Annotated in this window: 21 protein-coding genes; 16 read left to right on the forward strand and 5 right to left on the reverse strand. The window is 64.5% G+C overall.

Annotated elements, in window-relative coordinates; translation table 11 throughout:
• Positions 1-5 precede the first annotated feature (5 nt).
• A complete protein-coding gene (locus M9955_16455) occupies positions 6-644 on the reverse strand; it encodes a VOC family protein (GenBank protein ID MCO5083236.1) in 639 nt (212 codons plus the stop codon).
• Positions 645-782: 138 nt separating this feature from the next.
• On the opposite strand from M9955_16455, the gene M9955_16460 reads away from it, so the two are divergent.
• From M9955_16460 to M9955_16470, 3 genes are all read left to right on the forward strand, one after another.
• The gene (locus M9955_16460; GenBank protein ID MCO5083237.1) at positions 783-1154 is read left to right on the forward strand and encodes an MbcA/ParS/Xre antitoxin family protein; all 372 of its coding nucleotides are present in this window, start codon (positions 783-785) and stop codon (positions 1152-1154) included.
• Positions 1147-1659, forward strand: a complete 513-nt coding sequence (locus M9955_16465) for an RES domain-containing protein (protein ID MCO5083238.1) — start codon at positions 1147-1149, stop codon at positions 1657-1659. Before M9955_16460 ends, M9955_16465 begins: the two co-directional genes overlap by 8 nt.
• Before the next feature lie 94 nt (positions 1660-1753).
• Complete coding sequence (locus tag M9955_16470) at positions 1754-2182, forward strand: VOC family protein (protein ID MCO5083239.1); 429 nt, start codon at positions 1754-1756, stop codon at positions 2180-2182.
• Positions 2183-2188: 6 nt separating this feature from the next.
• Here M9955_16470 and tldD read toward each other — a convergent pair whose 3' ends face one another.
• Positions 2189-3601 carry a metalloprotease TldD gene (gene tldD / locus M9955_16475; GenBank protein MCO5083240.1) on the reverse strand — a complete coding sequence of 471 codons (1413 nt, stop codon included), beginning with the start codon at positions 3599-3601 and terminating at the stop codon, positions 2189-2191.
• A 112-nt stretch (positions 3602-3713) separates the two neighbouring features.
• Positions 3714-4229, reverse strand: coding sequence for an invasion associated locus B family protein (locus M9955_16480; protein MCO5083241.1), 516 nt, complete (start codon positions 4227-4229; stop codon positions 3714-3716).
• Between the two features lie 399 nt (positions 4230-4628).
• On the opposite strand from M9955_16480, the gene coxB reads away from it, so the two are divergent.
• The 13 genes from coxB (at position 4629) to rnhA (ending at position 14355) form a co-directional block, all read left to right on the forward strand.
• The gene (coxB, locus tag M9955_16485) at positions 4629-5516 is read left to right on the forward strand and encodes a cytochrome c oxidase subunit II (protein ID MCO5083242.1); all 888 of its coding nucleotides are present in this window, start codon (positions 4629-4631) and stop codon (positions 5514-5516) included.
• A gap of 15 nt (positions 5517-5531) precedes the next feature.
• Positions 5532-7199: a cytochrome c oxidase subunit I gene (gene ctaD, locus M9955_16490; protein ID MCO5083243.1), complete on the forward strand. Its 1668-nt coding sequence runs from the start codon at positions 5532-5534 to the stop codon at positions 7197-7199.
• 71 nt (positions 7200-7270) lie between these two features.
• Complete coding sequence (locus M9955_16495; protein MCO5083244.1) at positions 7271-8215, forward strand: heme o synthase; 945 nt, start codon at positions 7271-7273, stop codon at positions 8213-8215.
• A complete protein-coding gene (locus tag M9955_16500) occupies positions 8212-8376 on the forward strand; it encodes a hypothetical protein (GenBank protein ID MCO5083245.1) in 165 nt (54 codons plus the stop codon). Before M9955_16495 ends, M9955_16500 begins: the two co-directional genes overlap by 4 nt.
• A gap of 6 nt (positions 8377-8382) precedes the next feature.
• Positions 8383-9012: a cytochrome c oxidase assembly protein gene (locus tag M9955_16505; GenBank protein MCO5083246.1), complete on the forward strand. Its 630-nt coding sequence runs from the start codon at positions 8383-8385 to the stop codon at positions 9010-9012.
• 1 nt (position 9013) lies between these two features.
• Positions 9014-9895, forward strand: a complete 882-nt coding sequence (locus M9955_16510; protein MCO5083247.1) for a cytochrome c oxidase subunit 3 — start codon at positions 9014-9016, stop codon at positions 9893-9895.
• Positions 9896-9959: 64 nt separating this feature from the next.
• The gene (locus M9955_16515; protein MCO5083248.1) at positions 9960-10352 is read left to right on the forward strand and encodes a DUF983 domain-containing protein; all 393 of its coding nucleotides are present in this window, start codon (positions 9960-9962) and stop codon (positions 10350-10352) included.
• Positions 10342-11088: an SURF1 family protein gene (locus M9955_16520; protein MCO5083249.1), complete on the forward strand. Its 747-nt coding sequence runs from the start codon at positions 10342-10344 to the stop codon at positions 11086-11088. Before M9955_16515 ends, M9955_16520 begins: the two co-directional genes overlap by 11 nt.
• Positions 11015-11437: a type II toxin-antitoxin system RelE/ParE family toxin gene (locus M9955_16525; GenBank protein MCO5083250.1), complete on the forward strand. Its 423-nt coding sequence runs from the start codon at positions 11015-11017 to the stop codon at positions 11435-11437. The genes M9955_16520 and M9955_16525 overlap by 74 nt, the downstream gene beginning before the upstream one ends.
• A 4-nt stretch (positions 11438-11441) precedes the next feature.
• Positions 11442-11756: a transcriptional regulator gene (locus M9955_16530; GenBank protein ID MCO5083251.1), complete on the forward strand. Its 315-nt coding sequence runs from the start codon at positions 11442-11444 to the stop codon at positions 11754-11756.
• A 72-nt stretch (positions 11757-11828) separates the two neighbouring features.
• Positions 11829-12839, forward strand: a complete 1011-nt coding sequence (gene ispH, locus M9955_16535; GenBank protein ID MCO5083252.1) for a 4-hydroxy-3-methylbut-2-enyl diphosphate reductase — start codon at positions 11829-11831, stop codon at positions 12837-12839.
• Positions 12839-13816 carry a homoserine kinase gene (locus M9955_16540; GenBank protein MCO5083253.1) on the forward strand — a complete coding sequence of 326 codons (978 nt, stop codon included), beginning with the start codon at positions 12839-12841 and terminating at the stop codon, positions 13814-13816. The genes ispH and M9955_16540 overlap by 1 nt, the downstream gene beginning before the upstream one ends.
• Positions 13813-14355, forward strand: a complete 543-nt coding sequence (gene rnhA / locus M9955_16545) for a ribonuclease HI (protein MCO5083254.1) — start codon at positions 13813-13815, stop codon at positions 14353-14355. Before M9955_16540 ends, rnhA begins: the two co-directional genes overlap by 4 nt.
• A gap of 98 nt (positions 14356-14453) precedes the next feature.
• On the opposite strand, the gene M9955_16550 is transcribed toward rnhA, so the two are convergent.
• On the reverse strand, positions 14454-14939 hold the full coding sequence (locus tag M9955_16550; GenBank protein ID MCO5083255.1) for a DUF2938 domain-containing protein: 486 nt from the start codon (positions 14937-14939) through the stop codon (positions 14454-14456).
• A 131-nt stretch (positions 14940-15070) separates the two neighbouring features.
• Positions 15071-15553, reverse strand: a complete 483-nt coding sequence (locus M9955_16555) for a peroxiredoxin (GenBank protein MCO5083256.1) — start codon at positions 15551-15553, stop codon at positions 15071-15073.
• Between the last annotated feature and the right edge of the window lie 72 nt (positions 15554-15625).

Consider the following 15625-nt stretch of genomic DNA (forward strand, 5'->3'; position numbering starts at 1 on the left):
CTCGATCATGCAAGCTCGCGCAAACCGGATGGGGTGTCGATGAGCGCTCGGTAGCGAACCGCCTGACCTCGGATGACTGTCGGGGGACGGTCTATCTTCAGCTCCCGATAGAAACTGTCGATTGCCGCCGGGTTCGGGTGTTCGAGCGTGAACGAGCGAAGCCGCGCGCCGAGATCGGGAAGCGAGGCGATATAGCTCGAATCGCCCCGGTGATCGATGATCGAAGGTGCCGCGCCATCCAGCGGCAGCGAGCCGTCGTCCGGTATGATGAAGGCGAAATCCGGGTTTGAGGGCGGCAAAGACACCTTCGAGCCGAAGACCGCAGCATGCTGCGAAAGAACCGCATCGATCACCTCGGTGTTCGCAACCCAGCCTCTCAAACGGCGGCCGCTCTCCCAGTCCGCCCGAATCTTCCTGACGTCATCAAGACCGAACCATCGCGACCGGCTGGGGTTCTTGCCCTCCGGATCAAGCGCCACGATCTCGAGGTAGGTGTTGTCGCCGAGTTGCAGCCGGTGATTGTGGGTGCCCATGTAGTCATGACACGTGCCGAAAGGGACGTCGAGGCCGAGGCTTTCGCGAACATGCCCAACGCCCTCCGCCAGCGTGGGAGCGATAACGGTCAGATGGTCGAGCTTCAACAAGGTGATGTCTCCGTTTGCAAGAATGTCCTATGCGTCTCGTGTCGCGACGTGCAAGCGTTCACCTGAGCCATTCATCCTTGAATTGACCCCGGATTGCGCATAGATTGACGCCACATGATCAATCTGTGTAAGGAGTTTATCATGGCTCTGGCTTTCGACATCCCCGCCTCGCGCTTCGGCGACGGCAAGGCGCCGTTCCTGTCCGCCCGTCGGGTGGCGGAACTGCTTGGCGTCACGCTGGGCGAGCTGGCGGCTCTCATCGGCGTCGCCCGCAACACGTTGGCGGCCAAGGCCGGCGCGCGCAAGGTCGATGCCGCGCTGAGTCCGGTCGTGCGCATCCTCGCCATGGCCGGCGAGATGGCCGGCGGCGACGAGCGCGCCGCCATCTGGTTCAAGCATCAGCCGCTGCCGGGCTGGGCGGGCAAGACCGCCTACGATCTCGTGCAGGAGGGCAAGGCCGACAAGGTGCTCGCCTATCTGGAGGCCGTGCGCTCCGGCGTCTATGCCTGACGGAGCCGCGCGCCACACGCTGTGGCGGGCTTTCGTGCCCCGCTGGGCCCATATGCCGCTGTCGGGGGAGGGCGCGGCGCGGTTCGGCGGCCGCTGGAACCCGGTCGGCGCGCCGACCATCTATGCGGCCTTCGAGCTGTCCACCGCCTGGGCCGAATACAACCAGTCCTTCGTCCAGCATCCGGCGCTGATCGCGCAGCTCGAACTGACCGGTGCGCGGCTTGCCGACCTCACGGAGGACGACAGTCTTGCGCGTTTCGGCGCGTCGTCCGACATCCATCGATGCGAATGGCGCGACATGGTCGACCGCGGGCTCGTACCGCCGACCTACGAGTTGCGCGAGCGGCTGCTGGCGGATGGCTGGCATGGCGTCATCTACCCGTCCTGGATGTCGCCGGGCGGCACCTGCGCCGCGCTATGGCGCTGGAACGGGGAGGGCGCGCCCCGGCTGGAGGCCATCGATCCCGACCACCGCCTGCCGAAGACGCCGGCTTCGTGGCTGTGAGGCGTCATCGGTCTGACAGGAGAGAATTGCGGTTCCATTGACTTGGCCGGTCGCCCGCATAGCTTCCGTTGCAAACAAGACTGTGGAGCGACCGATGGAAACCCAGGAACTGCATCGCGGCCGGCTGATCGATCACCTCCAGCTCGTCGTGCGCGATCTCGCGGCCAGCCGGCGTTTTTATGAGGCCGTGCTGGCGGTTGTCGGCGTGCCGATCGGCGGCAGCGCCGACACCTACTTCTGGGCGGACGAACTCTTCGTTTCCAGCGCGGACAGCGAAGCGGCCCTCGGGAAACTGACCGGCCGCCACCATCTGGCGTTCCAGGCGAAGGACACGGCGACGGTGGATGCCTTCCACAAGGCCGGCCTCGCGGCAGGCGGCAAGGACAACGGCGCTCCGGGCGAGCGGCCCTACCATCCGGGATATTATGCGGCGTTCCTGCTCGATCCGGACGGCAACAACATCGAAGCCGTGTACCATGGCGAAGCCCGCCGCAGCGCGGATTCCGTGAAGATCACCTTCTGAGAAACGTCACGCCCGCGTCCCGCCGACCGTCATCTGGTTCATTCTCAGATGCGGCTGGCCCACGCCGACCGGCACGCCCTGGCCGGCCTTGCCGCAAGTGCCGATGCCCGGATCGAGCTTCATGTCGTTACCGATCATGCTGACGCGGTGCATGGCGTCCGGTCCGTTGCCGATCAGCATGGCGCCCTTGATCGGCTGCGTCACCTTGCCGTTCTCGATCATGTAGGCCTCGGTGCAGCCGAACACGAATTTTCCGCTGGTGATGTCCACCTGCCCCCCGCCGAAGGAGACGGCATAGATCCCCTTGTCCACCGAGGCGATGATCTCTTCCGGCGTCATGTCGCCACCGGTCATGTAGGTGTTGGTCATGCGCGGCATGGGCTGATGGGCATAGCCCTCGCGCCGCCCGTTGCCCGTGGCCGCCATGCCCATCAGGCGCGCGTTCTGCCGGTCCTGCATGTAGCCGACGAGCTTGCCGTCCTCGATGAGCACGTTGCGGGCCGAGGGCGTGCCTTCGTCGTCAACGGTGATCGAGCCGCGCCGCTCGGGAATGGTGCCGTCGTCGACCACCGTCACGCCTTTCGCCGCGACCTGCGAGCCGAGCAGGCCGGCGAAGGCCGATGTCTTCTTGCGGTTGAAGTCGCCCTCCAGCCCGTGGCCGACCGCCTCGTGCAGCATGATGCCCGGCCAGCCGGCGGACAGCACGATGTCGAAGGTGCCGGCGGGGGCGGGGATCGCCGCGAGGTTGACCAGCGCCTGCCGCAGCGCCTCGTCGGTGACGAAGTGCCAGTTTTCCTCGGTCAGGAACTCGCCAAAGCTTTTGCGTCCGCCCATGCCGTAGGAGCCGGTCTCCTGCCGGTCGCCGTCGCCGACGACCACGGAGACGTTCATGCGCACCAGCGGGCGGATGTCGCTGACCGTCTGGCCGTCGCCACGCAGGATCTCGACATGCTGCCACGATGCGGCGAGCGACGCCGTCACCTGCCTGACGCGCGGATCCTTGTTGCGCACATAGGCGTCGATCTCCTGCAAGAGTTTCGCCTTGGCCTCGAAGGAGGGCGAAGCGATCGGGTTCTCGTCGCGGTAGAGATGCGTGTTGGTGCGTGCCGGCGCGTCTGCCAGCGTGCCGGAATAGCCGCCCTTTACCGCCGAGACGGCATCGGCCGCGCGAAGGAGCGCTGCTTCCGACAATTCGCTGGAATGGGCGTAGCCGATCGCCTCGCCGGCAACGGCGCGCAGGCCAAAGCCCTGATCGGTGTTGAAGTTCGCCGTCTTCAGCCGGCCATTGTCGAACATCAGCGCTTCCGCTTCGCTGTATTCGAGAAAGAGCTCCCCGTCATCCGTGCCCGCGATCGTGTCGGCCACGATCTGCTTCAGGCGGCTTTCGGAGATGTCGAATTGCTGGATGAGGGGAGTCATGCTGGAGCCTCGTCGGTATTTGCCCGCGTCATGTAGGGCGTGGACCGACGGCGCGCAATTAAGCGGCGTCAGTGCGGGGACATTTGCCCGGAATCGCTATCGTCGAGGCGGATCACTTCGGCAGGGCGGCAAAGCCCTCGCCAAAACCCTTGAGGTCGACCGGGATGCCGATACCTTCCTCCGGCGTCTGGAAGACGATGAAGGTCGCCGCCTTGCCGGTGGAGAGCGTATCGATCAGCGGCTTTTCCAGGATCACCTCGGCATAGCAGCCGTCCTGGAAGCAGCGCACGAAGTAGGCGCGGCCGATATCCTTGCCGTCGACGTTCAGCCCGAGGCCGTTGGGCAGCAGCACGCCGAGTGGCGCCAGCACGCGGAGAATCTCGGCCTTGTTGTCGGCGGTGCGCAGCACGACGACGGAAAGGCCGATCTCCGGCCGGTCGTCGGCGACGACGTTCTGCATCATCGCGCATTGCTCGGCGGTCGCGCCTGCCGGCGTGTCGCAGATGATCGACCACGCGCCATGGGTGGAGCGCACCTTGCCGGTCTGCTGCGCTCCCGCCTGCGCGGGCAACAGAGCGGAAGCGGCAAGGGCAGCCGCCAGAAACCGTTTCGAAAATCCCAAGCCCATCGAGGTCCTCAGTGAAGTCGTTCCTCAGCGAATCACGGCAATCAGTGCCGCAAACTAGCAGTAGACGCGAGGGGGTGCTGCCCAAACAGCCAATGTCGCATTTTTTCGTGATCATCGTCGCGAAATTTGCCGGAATTGCGACTTCCGTCGCCTCCGTGCGGCCTTTGACGGCTTTGCGCCGGCTTCGGAGCAGGACTGTGGCGTGCGTTCCCGCATCCATTTCGCCCGGTTGGAGCCTCGCGCGCAAAAATGCCGCACAGGGCCTGGGCCTCCTTCCTTGCGATAGATCAAAGAGTATGGTTTGAACGCGCCTCAGGGCGGGGATTCCATCTTCCGCCGGATTGGCGTTGGGGTACCCAAAACCTCCAGCCGGAGAGCATACGGGAGACGACGAGGGCGATGAGAAAACTTCTTGCGGGCGGCGCGGTCGTCGCCACTTTCCTGCAGACTGCGGCAGCCCTCGCGGACCAGCCCCATCCCTGGCAGTGGCGCTTTCAGGAGCCGGCCACGAAGATCATGGCCGAGATCGAGTGGTTCGAGGTCTATACCCTCTGGTTCATCATCCCGATCACGCTGCTCGTTCTGGTCCTGCTGGCCTACTGCATCGTCAAGTTCCGCGCGAGCGCCAATCCTGTGCCGTCGCGCACCAGCCACAATTCGCTGATCGAGGTCATCTGGACCGTCGGGCCGGTGCTGATCCTGCTCGCCATCGCGTTCCCCTCCTTCCAGCTCCTCAGCGCCCAGTACAATCCGCCGGAAGAAGCCAAGATCACCGTCAAGGCGACCGGCAACCAGTGGAACTGGGACTACGAATACCAGACCGAGGAGCCGCTTTCCTTCAACTCGGCGATCCTCGCGGACGCCGACCGCGCCGGTCTCGGCAAGGAGGACCGCGCCGTCTATCCGCGTCTTCTGGCGGTCGACAACGAGCTGGTCGTGCCGGTCAACACGCAGGTGCGCGTTCTGGTCACCGCCGCCGATGTCATGCACGCCTTCGCCATGCCGGCCTTCGGCGTGAAGGTCGACGCCGTGCCGGGCCGTATCAACGAGACCTGGTTTAATGCGGAGAAGGAAGGCCTCTACTACGGCCAGTGCTCCGAACTCTGCGGCAAGGACCACGCTTTTATGCCGATCGCGATCCGTGTCGTCAGCCAGCAGCAGTACGACACATGGTTCGCCGCGGCGAAGGCCGACCTGCCGGGCGCGAACAAGGCGCTGATGGCCGCGGTCGAAGGAACAAGCAAACTCGCGGATGCCGGCAGCCTGCTGCCGAAGACCGCAGAATAGCCAACGGAGCGGAACATGGCAGGCGCTGCAGCTCACGAGCACGAACACCACGGGCACGACCATCACGAGCACAAGCCCACCGGCTGGGTGCGCTGGGTCTATTCGACCAACCACAAGGACATCGGGACGCTCTACCTGATCTTCGCCATCTGCGCGGGCATCATAGGCGGCTTCCTCTCCGTGATGATGCGCTGGGAGCTGGCCGAGCCGGGCATCCAGATCTTCCACGGCCTCGCGTCGATGGTCTACGGTGTCGAGGGCGACGCCGCGCTCGATGCCGGCAAGCAGATGTTCAACGTCTTCACGACAGCGCATGCGCTGGTCATGATCTTCTTCATGGTCATGCCGGCGCTGATCGGCGGCTTCGCCAACTGGATGGTGCCGATCATGATCGGCGCACCGGACATGGCATTCCCGCGCATGAACAACATCTCCTTCTGGCTGCTGCCGCCGGCTTTCTTCCTCCTGCTGCTGTCGCTTTTCATGCCCGGCCCGACCGGCGCGTGGGGTGTGGGCGGCGGCTGGACGCTCTATCCGCCGCTTTCGACGCAGTCGCCCGGACCGGCGGTCGACCTCGCCATCCTGGCGCTGCACATTGCGGGCGCTTCGTCGATCCTCGGCGCCATCAACTTCATCACCACCATCTTCAACATGCGCGCTCCGGGCATGACGCTGCACAAGATGCCGCTCTTCGCCTGGTCGGTGCTGATCACCGCCTTCCTGCTGCTCTTGTCGCTGCCGGTTCTGGCGGGCGCCATCACCATGCTGCTGACCGACCGCAACTTCGGCACCGCCTTCTTCAATCCCGAGTTCGGCGGCGACCCGATCCTGTTCCAGCACCTTTTCTGGTTCTTCGGTCATCCTGAAGTGTACATCCTGATCCTGCCGGGCTTCGGCATCATCAGCCACATCGTCGCGACCTTCTCGCGCAAGCCGGTGTTCGGCTATCTCGGCATGGCCTACGCCATGGTCGCGATCGGCGCCGTCGGCTTCGTCGTCTGGGCGCATCACATGTACACGTCAGGCATCTCGGTCGACGCGCAGCGCTACTTCGTCTTCGCGACGATGGTCATCGCGGTGCCGACGGGCGTGAAGATCTTCTCGTGGATCGCCACCATGTGGGGCGGATCGATCTCCATGCGCACGCCGATGCTGTGGGCGATCGGCTTCATCTTCCTGTTCACCGTCGGCGGCGTGACGGGCGTGCAACTCGCCAATGCCGGCCTCGACCGCTCGCTCCACGACACCTACTACGTGGTGGCGCACTTCCACTACGTGCTGTCGCTCGGCGCGGTCTTCGCCATCTTCGCGGCCTGGTACTACTGGTTCCCGAAGATGTTCGGCTACATGTACTCGCCGCTGATCGCCCGCACCCACTTCTGGGTCACCTTCATCGGCGTGAACCTGATCTTCTTCCCGCAGCATTTCCTGGGTCTGGCCGGCATGCCGCGCCGCTACATCGACTATCCGGATGCGTATGCGGGCTGGAACCTGGTCTCGTCCTACGGGTCCTACCTGTCCTTCGCCGCCGTCTTCATCTTCCTCTACGGTATCTTCGAGGCCTTCTCGAAGAAGCGGGTGGCGGGTGCCAATCCGTGGGGCGAGGGTGCGACGACGCTGGAGTGGCAGCTGCCTTCGCCGCCGCCCTATCACCAGTGGGAACAGCTGCCGCGCATCAAGTAGGCGGCGGCATAGAAACAGGAGCTGCCGCCCGGCGGCGGCTCCGGCCAAACGGACGATCGGATTTCTGACGCATGGCCCTTGTCGAGGACAAGCAGTATGAGGAAGCAGGCTATCGCCTCTCGGAGGCGACGGCCGGCGACTTCATCCAGCTTCTGAAGCCGCGGGTGATGTCGCTCGTCGTCTTCACCGCTTTCGTCGGTCTCGCGGCCGCGCCGGCCGCGGTCAATCCGTTTGTCGCGGTCGTCGCCATCTGCTGCATCGCGGTCGGCGCGGGCGCCTCCGGCGCGCTCAACATGTGGTACGACGCCGGCATCGACGCGGTGATGACGCGTACGTGCACCCGGCCCATTCCGTCGGGCCGCGTCCAGCCGCGCGAGGCGCTGGCCTTCGGGCTCGTGCTGTCGGCGCTTTCGGTGATGACGCTCGGCGTCTTCGTCAACTGGCTGTCGGCGGCGCTGCTCGCCTTCACCATTTTCTTCTACGCCGTCGTCTACACCATGTGGCTGAAGCGCTGGACGCCGCAGAACATCGTCATCGGCGGCGCCGCCGGCGCGTTCCCGCCTGTCATCGGCTGGGCTGCCGTGACGGGCGACGTCAGCCTGGAAAGCGTCATCCTCTTCGCCATCATATTCCTGTGGACGCCGCCGCATTTTTGGGCGCTGGCGCTCTTCAAGTCGGACGACTACGAGCGCGCCGGCATTCCGATGATGCCCAACGTGGCGGGCGAGGCGTCCACGCGCCGGCAGATCTTCGCCTATGCGCTGGTGGTGGCGGTCGTCGGCGTGCTGCCTTGGCTTCTGGGCTACACCAGCGCCGGCTACGGCATCGTCGCCGCCGCGCTCGGGGCCGGTTTCGTCTGGTACTCGTGGAAGGTGTTGCTGATGCCGGACGGCGATCGCCTCATGCGTCCGGCGAAGGTGCTTTTCGCCTATTCGCTTCTTTATCTCTTCGGCATCTTCGCCGCCTATCTGGCCGATTCGATGTTCGGGAAGATCTTTTCCATGGGGGTCGCGTGATCGCCGTGGATATCGAAACGGTCAAGCAGACGGACGCGCAGAAGAAGGCGCAGCGCAGCCGCTCCATCGCGATCGCTGTGGCGCTCGCGGTCTTCGTCGTCATGGTCTATGTCGTGAGCATCGTGAAGCTCGGCTCGCACATCTTCGACAGGGCGATGTGAGCCGCCATGAGCCAGCCCGCCAACGCCGCCGATCCGAAGACCCGCAACGCCAATCGCGTGGTCGCGATGACCTGCGTCGGCGTCTTCTTCGGGATGATCGGCGTTTCCTATGCCGCCGTCCCCCTCTACACCATGTTCTGCCAGCTCACCGGCTATGGCGGCACGACCCAGAGGGTGGAGCAGTATTCCGATCGCATCCTCGATCAGGAGATCACTGTCCGCTTCGACGCGAATACGTCGGGCGCGCTGCCCTGGGACTTCCAGCCGGAGCAGCGCGACATCAGGATCAGGATCGGCGAGACGGCGCAGATCGCCTACAAGGCGAAGAACCTGTTCGACGCGCCGACCAGCGGCAAGGCGACGTTCAACGTTACGCCGGAACTGGCCGGCGCCTATTTCAACAAGGTCGAATGCTTCTGCTTCACCGACACGACGCTGAAGCCCGGCGAGACGCTGGACATGCCCGTCGTCTTCTACGTCGACCCGGACATCGTCGACGTTCCGGAACTGAAGCACGTCGGCACGATCACACTGTCCTACACATTCTTCCCGACCGAGGGTGAAAAGCCCGTTGCCGCCGCGCCCGCGGCCGTGCAAGGAGGGGATGCAACCAAGGCCGAGAATACCGGGGGCTGACATGGCAGACGCACACGCCAAGCATCACGACTACCACATCATCGATCCGAGCCCCTGGCCCTTCATCGGTTCCGTCGGAGCCCTGGTCACCGCGCTCGGCGGCGTTGCCTACATGCAGTACCTCAAGGGCAACGAGTTCCACCCGTTCGGCTTCAACATCGCCGGCCCGTGGATCTTCCTCGTCGGCCTGCTCATCGTTCTCTACACCATGTTCGGCTGGTGGTCTGACACGATCAAGGAAGGCCATGAGGGTCACCACACGCGCGTCGTGTCGCTGCACCTGCGCTACGGCATGATCATGTTCATCGCCTCCGAGGTGATGTTCTTCGTAGCCTGGTTCTGGGCCTTCTTCGACGCCAGCCTGTTTCCGGGCGAAGTGCATCAGGTCGCCCGGGCGGCCTATACGGGCGGCGTCTGGCCGCCGAAGGACATCGAGGTTCTCGACCCCTTCCATCTGCCGCTCTACAACACCATCATCCTGCTGCTCTCCGGCACGACGGTCACCTGGGCGCATCATGCGCTGCTGCACAACGACCGCAAGGGCCTCGTCTGGGGCCTCGCGCTGACGGTTGCGCTGGGCGTGCTCTTCTCCTTCGTGCAGGTCTACGAATACATGCACGCGCCGTTCACCTTCCACGACTCGATCTACGGCGCGACCTTCTTCATGGCGACCGGCTTCCACGGCTTCCACGTCTTCATCGGCACCGTCTTCCTGCTGGTATGCCTGATCAGGGCCATGGCCGGCGACTTCACGCCGAAGCAGCATTTCGGCTTCGAGGCGGCGGCCTGGTACTGGCACTTCGTCGACGTCGTCTGGCTGTTCCTTTTCGCCGCCATCTATGTGTGGGCGTCGGCGGGTGCGACAATCGCCGCGGGTCACTGAGTCGATTCTCGTCTAGAATGGGAGGCGGCTGCTGTCTGGCGGCCGCCTTTTCCTTTGGAGTGGTTTGATGGAAGACAGGGCGCATTGGCCTCCGGTGGACCCGATCGGGGCGGGGCTGAAGGGCCGCTGTCCACGCTGCGGCGAGGGCCGGCTCTTCTCGGGCTTCCTCAACGTGTCGGAGCGCTGCGGCGTCTGCGGCCTCGATTACAAGTTCGCGGATGCGGGCGACGGCCCGGCGATCTTCGTCATGCTCATCATGGGATTCGTCGTGGTCGGGCTCGCCCTGTGGTTCGAGGTCAGCTACGAGCCGCCGCTCTGGCTGCACTTCGTGCTCTGGCTGCCGCTGGCGGTGGTTCTGTGTCTGGTCCCGCTGCGTCTGGCCAAGGGCGTGCTGATCACCCTTCAGTATGCGAACCAGGCGGCGGAGGGGCGCCTGGACAAGCCAGATGGCAACTGAGGCGGAGCGCGAGCAGACGCCGCTCGGCTGGCCGGCCTATGCGCTGGCGCTCGCTGCCCTTGCCGTGCTGATCGCCCTCGGCACATGGCAAGTCCAGCGGCTGGGCTGGAAAGAGGACCTGCTGGCCACCATCGAGGCGCGGCGCACCTCTGCCCCTCTCGACCTCGCCGAGGTCGAGCAGCTTTTTTCCGTGAGCCGCGACGTCGACTATCAGGCGATGCGCGTGACGGGCGAGTTCCTCCACGACAAGGAGCAGTATTTTTTCGCGACGTGGAAGGGCGATACCGGCTTCTATGTCTATACGCCGCTGCGGCTGGCGGACGGCCGCTTCATCTTCGTCAATCGCGGTTTCGTGCCCTATGAGCTGAAGGACCCTGCCAAGAGGCCGCTCGAAGTGCTCGGGCCTGTCACCGTCACCGGTCTCGCCCGCAATCCGCTCGAGGGAAAGCCGTCCTTCATGGTTCCCGACAACGACCTCGGAAAGAACATCTTCTACTGGAAGGACATGGGCGCGATGGCGGCCAATGCCGGCCTCGATCCGTCATTGCTCGTGCCGTTCTTCATCGACGCGGATGCCAGCCCCAATCCGGGCGGCTTGCCGCAGGGCGGCGTGACCCTGATCGACTTGCCCAACAATCATCTTCAGTATGCGCTGACCTGGTATGGGCTGGCGGCGGCGCTGGTCGCCGTGTTCGGCTCCTTCGCATGGCGTCGCGCACGAAGCGCCAAGCCTTGAAATATGGTGCCGTACAAGTTACCTTTATAATGTGCGGATCGTCGAATATCTAACCGTTGAAGGCAGGAGCCCGTTTGCGGATTGGTTCGCCGATTTGAATCCTCAAGCCGCTGCGAAAGTGACTTCCACGCTCCTGAGGATCGAACTTGGCAACCTTGCAAGCCTTAAGTCGATTGGCGGCGGAATCCTGGAATCGCGAATTGATTGGGGGCCGGGATATCGAATCTATCTGGCACGGGAGGGAGGGGATCTCGTGATCTTGCTGACTGGCGGCACCAAGCGACGACAACAGCAGGATATAGAGACGGCGAGGGCAAACTGGAAAGACTACAAATTGCGAAGGGAATGACGGGATGCCGCTGACTCGGAATTTTAGGACCACGGTCAAGGAACGGGCCGCCGCAGACCCCGCGTTTCGAGCGGCATTGCTAACCGAGGCCGTCGAATTGCTGCTTGACGGTGATGTCGAGACTGGAAAGCGTGTGCTGCGCGATTACATCAACGCGACGGTCGGGTTTGAAAAGCTGGCGGCGGAAGTGGGCAGACCGGCCAAAAGCCTCATGCGGATGTTCGGACCGAACGGCAATCCGACCGCCGCGAGCCTGTTTGCCGTGATCAGCCACCTCCAGAAGGCGACGGGGATCAATCTGGTCGTAGCGGCGGCGTAGCCCCAAACTTACAAGTTCCTTGACATCCGGGGTCGCCGCCCGCATGTCGGCGATGCATCACGCACTGGTTCCATGCTGCAACTCACCCCCAAACCACCCCTCACGATCAGGCTCTGCCAGCCGCGCGGCTTCTGCGCGGGCGTGGATCGCGCCATCCAGATCGTCGTTCTGGCGCTGAAGAAATACGGCGCCCCGGTCTATGTGCGCCACGAGATCGTCCACAATCGCTATGTGGTGGAGGGTTTGCAGAAGCTCGGCGCGGTCTTCATCGAGGAACTGCACGAGATTCCCGCCGAGCACCGGCAGTCGCCCGTCGTCTTCTCCGCCCATGGCGTGCCGAAGTCCGTCCCGGCCGATGCGGAAGCGCGCCACCTCTTCTATCTCGATGCGACCTGTCCGCTCGTCTCCAAGGTGCACAAGCAGGCGATGCGCCATCAGCGCCTCGGCCGCCATGTGCTTCTGATCGGCCATGCCGGCCATCCGGAGGTGATCGGCACGATGGGCCAGCTTCCCGAGGGCGCCGTCACTCTGGTCGAGACGGAGGCGGAAGCGCAGGCCTTCGCGCCGCCCGCCGATGCGCCCCTCGGCTTCGTCACGCAGACGACCCTGTCGGTCGAGGATACGGCCGGCATCATCCGCGCGCTGGAGGAGCGTTTTCCCGACATGCACGCGCCGGCTGCCGAATCCATCTGCTACGCCACCACCAACCGCCAGGAGGCGGTGAAGGAGACGGCGCCGGGCGCCGATCTTTTCCTCATCGTCGGCGCGCCGAATTCGTCCAACTCGCGCCGTCTGGTCGAGGTGGCGGAGAGGGCCGGCGCGAAGATGTCGCTGCTCGTGCAACGGGCGTCCGACATTCCGTGGGAGCAGGTGTCAACCATCCGCACGCTCGGCCTGTCAGCCGGCGCGTCCGCGCCGGAGATCATCGTGGACGAGATCATCGATGCCTTCCGCGAGCGCTTCGACGTCTCGGTCGAGCTTGCCGTGACGGCCACGGAGACCGAGGATTTCCCGGTCATGCGCGTCCTGCGCGATGTCGAACTCACCACCGCCGACATGGCTTTTGTGAACGGGAATCGCTGATGGCGGTCTACACGGACATAGGCGAGATCGAGCTCGGCGATTTCCTGCGGCAGTATGACGTGGGCGACCTGCTCTCCTACAAGGGCATCGCCGAAGGGGTGGAGAATTCCAACTTCCTGCTTCATGCATCGAGCGGTGCCTATATCCTGACGCTCTACGAGAAGCGGGTGAATCCTGCCGATCTGCCCTTCTTCCTTGGCCTGATGCAGCATCTGAACGAGAAGGGCGTGAGCTGTCCGCTGCCGGTGGCGCGGCGCGACGGCGCCGTGATCGGCAAGCTGGCGGGGCGTCCGGCGGCGATCGTTACCTTTCTGGAAGGCATGTGGATGCGCAAGCCGACCGTCGCTCATTGCCGGGAGGTCGGCGTCGCGCTGGCGCGCATGCATCTCGCCGGCATGGACTTCCCGCTCGATCGCGCCAACGCGCTCTCTGTGTCCGGCTGGCGGCCGCTGTGGGAGAAGGCGCGCGACCGTGCCGACGAGGTCGAGACCGGCCTCGTCGCCGAGGCGGAAGCCGATCTTGCGCTGCTCGAGGCGAATTGGCCGGCGGACCTGCCCCGCGGCGTCATCCACGCCGACCTCTTCCCCGACAATGTGTTCTTTCTCGGCAGCGAACTGTCCGGCCTGATCGACTTCTATTTCGCCTGCACCGATACTCTCGCCTATGATGTGGCCATCTGCCTGAACGCCTGGTGTTTTGAGAAGGACCATTCCTTCAATCTGACCAAGGGAATGGCATTGCTCGACGGCTACACTTCGGTGCGGCCGCTTTCGGCGGTCGAGGCTGCGGCGCTGCCGGTGCTGTCGCATGGCGCGGCGATGCGCTTCATGCTGACCCGCCTCTACGACTGGATCAACACGCCGGCCGGAAGCCTTGTCGTGAAGAAGGACCCGCTCGAATATGTCCGTCGCATGCGTTTCCACCGGAAGGTGACGTCGTCCGCGGAATACGGGCTGCGCGAGAGGGCCGTCGCGTGAAGCGCGTGGATATCTTCACCGACGGCGCGTGCTCGGGCAATCCCGGCCCGGGCGGCTGGGGCGCCATCCTGCGCTTCAACGGCGCGAGCAAGGAATTGTCCGGCGGCGAGGCGAACACCACTAACAACCGCATGGAGCTGATGGCGGCGATCCAGGCGCTGTCGGCGCTGAAGGAGCCGGTCGAGGTCGATCTCTACACCGACAGCAACTACGTCAAGGACGGCATCGGCAGCTGGATCGAGGGCTGGAAGCGCAATGGCTGGAAGACCGCGTCGAAGCAGCCGGTGAAGAATGCCGAGCTGTGGCAGGCGCTGGACGAGGCGCGCAAGCGCCACAAGGTCAACTGGCACTGGGTGAAAGGCCATGACGGCCATGTCGAGAACGAGCGCGCCGACGAGCTGGCGCGCATGGGCATGGCGCCGTTCAAGCCGGCGCGTGCTAAGCCTGAAGCCCAGCCGACGGTAAAGCCCCGGACACCGGCCTCCGGCAAACCCGCATCCGCGTCAAAAAAGCCGCGCCGATCCTCGCAGAGCTATTAAAGCATGTCGCCCGAAAGTGGGAACCGGTTCGGGACAACGACATGCGAAAAACAAGAACTTAAAGCGTGTCACCTGATTCCGGTTCAAGGCGACACGCTTTAGAGCCCGCGCAGCAGCAGGGCCGTGCCGAAAAGCCCGATGGCGAAGACGGTGTGGCCGACGATGTTCAGCGCCCGCACCTTCACGGGATTGGGCGTGCGCGACGCGAACCAGCCGGCGCCCGTTCCCGGCTGGAGCAGGAGCCATGCGGCGAGCACCGTCACCATGCCCAGCACGAAGGCCGGCAGGAAGGTCGGGCTTGCCAGCCAGCCGGCGCCGGTGCAGGCGACGAGAATCCAGCCATAGACGACGCCGACCGCGTAGTGGAAGATCCATCCGATGGCTCGTTCGCCCGCGACCGGAGCCGCGTCGGCGATGTTGTCGTGAAAGACCTTGCCACGCTGCAGATGCGCCACCCAGCGGCCGACCATGCCCCAGTTCGGCCGCGCCTGTCCGAACACCTTGTTGAGCACGATGGCCCAGATGTCGAGAAGCGCGGTGGCCCCGGCGCCGATGGCGACGGATTTCCAGATGATGTCGAACATGTCCCCCTGCCACGTAAAACAAGCAGATAGAACAATCCCGCGATTCGGAGAAAAGCGGAAATGCTCTATGTCCCGACCGGAAACCGCCGCGCCGTCAGGCGAAGCGGCGACCGGCCAACCGCTTCCGGCGATCAGAGCTGCGTCAGTATGTGCGCCGCGCCGGATACGTCGACGCCCGGCTTGTCCTCGACATTGACGGCCGCCACCTTGCCGTCCTCGGCGATCAGCGAGAAGCGTTTGGAGCGCACGCCCATGCCATGCGCGGAAAGGTCGGTGTCCAGCCCGGCCTTCCTGACGAAATCCCCGTTGCCGTCCGCGAGGAACAGCAGCTTGTCCTCGCCGCCGGTGAAGCGCGCCCATGCCGCCATCACGTGATGGTCGTTGGTGGCGAGCACGGCGATCGTGTCCACGCCGCGCGCCAGCAGCGCGTCGTAGTTCTCGAGGTAGCCCGGCAGGTGGTTGTTGCTGCAGGTGGGCGTGAAGGCGCCGGGCACGCCGAACATCACCACCTTCTTGCCGGCGAAGATGTCGGCAGTGGTGAGGTCCTTCGCGCCGTCCGGCGTGATCGTCTTGAAAGTCGCGTCCGGCAGTTTCTCGCCCGCAGCAATGGTCATGTCGTCCTCGTCTCTCGTGGTTTCCAGGCCGAGTTAGAGATGTTGGGGCCGCGCTGCAAGAGCAGGAATGCG

This window comes from Rhizobiaceae bacterium (assembly GCA_023953845.1).
Taxonomy (GTDB): Bacteria; Pseudomonadota; Alphaproteobacteria; order Rhizobiales; family Rhizobiaceae; genus Arvimicrobium.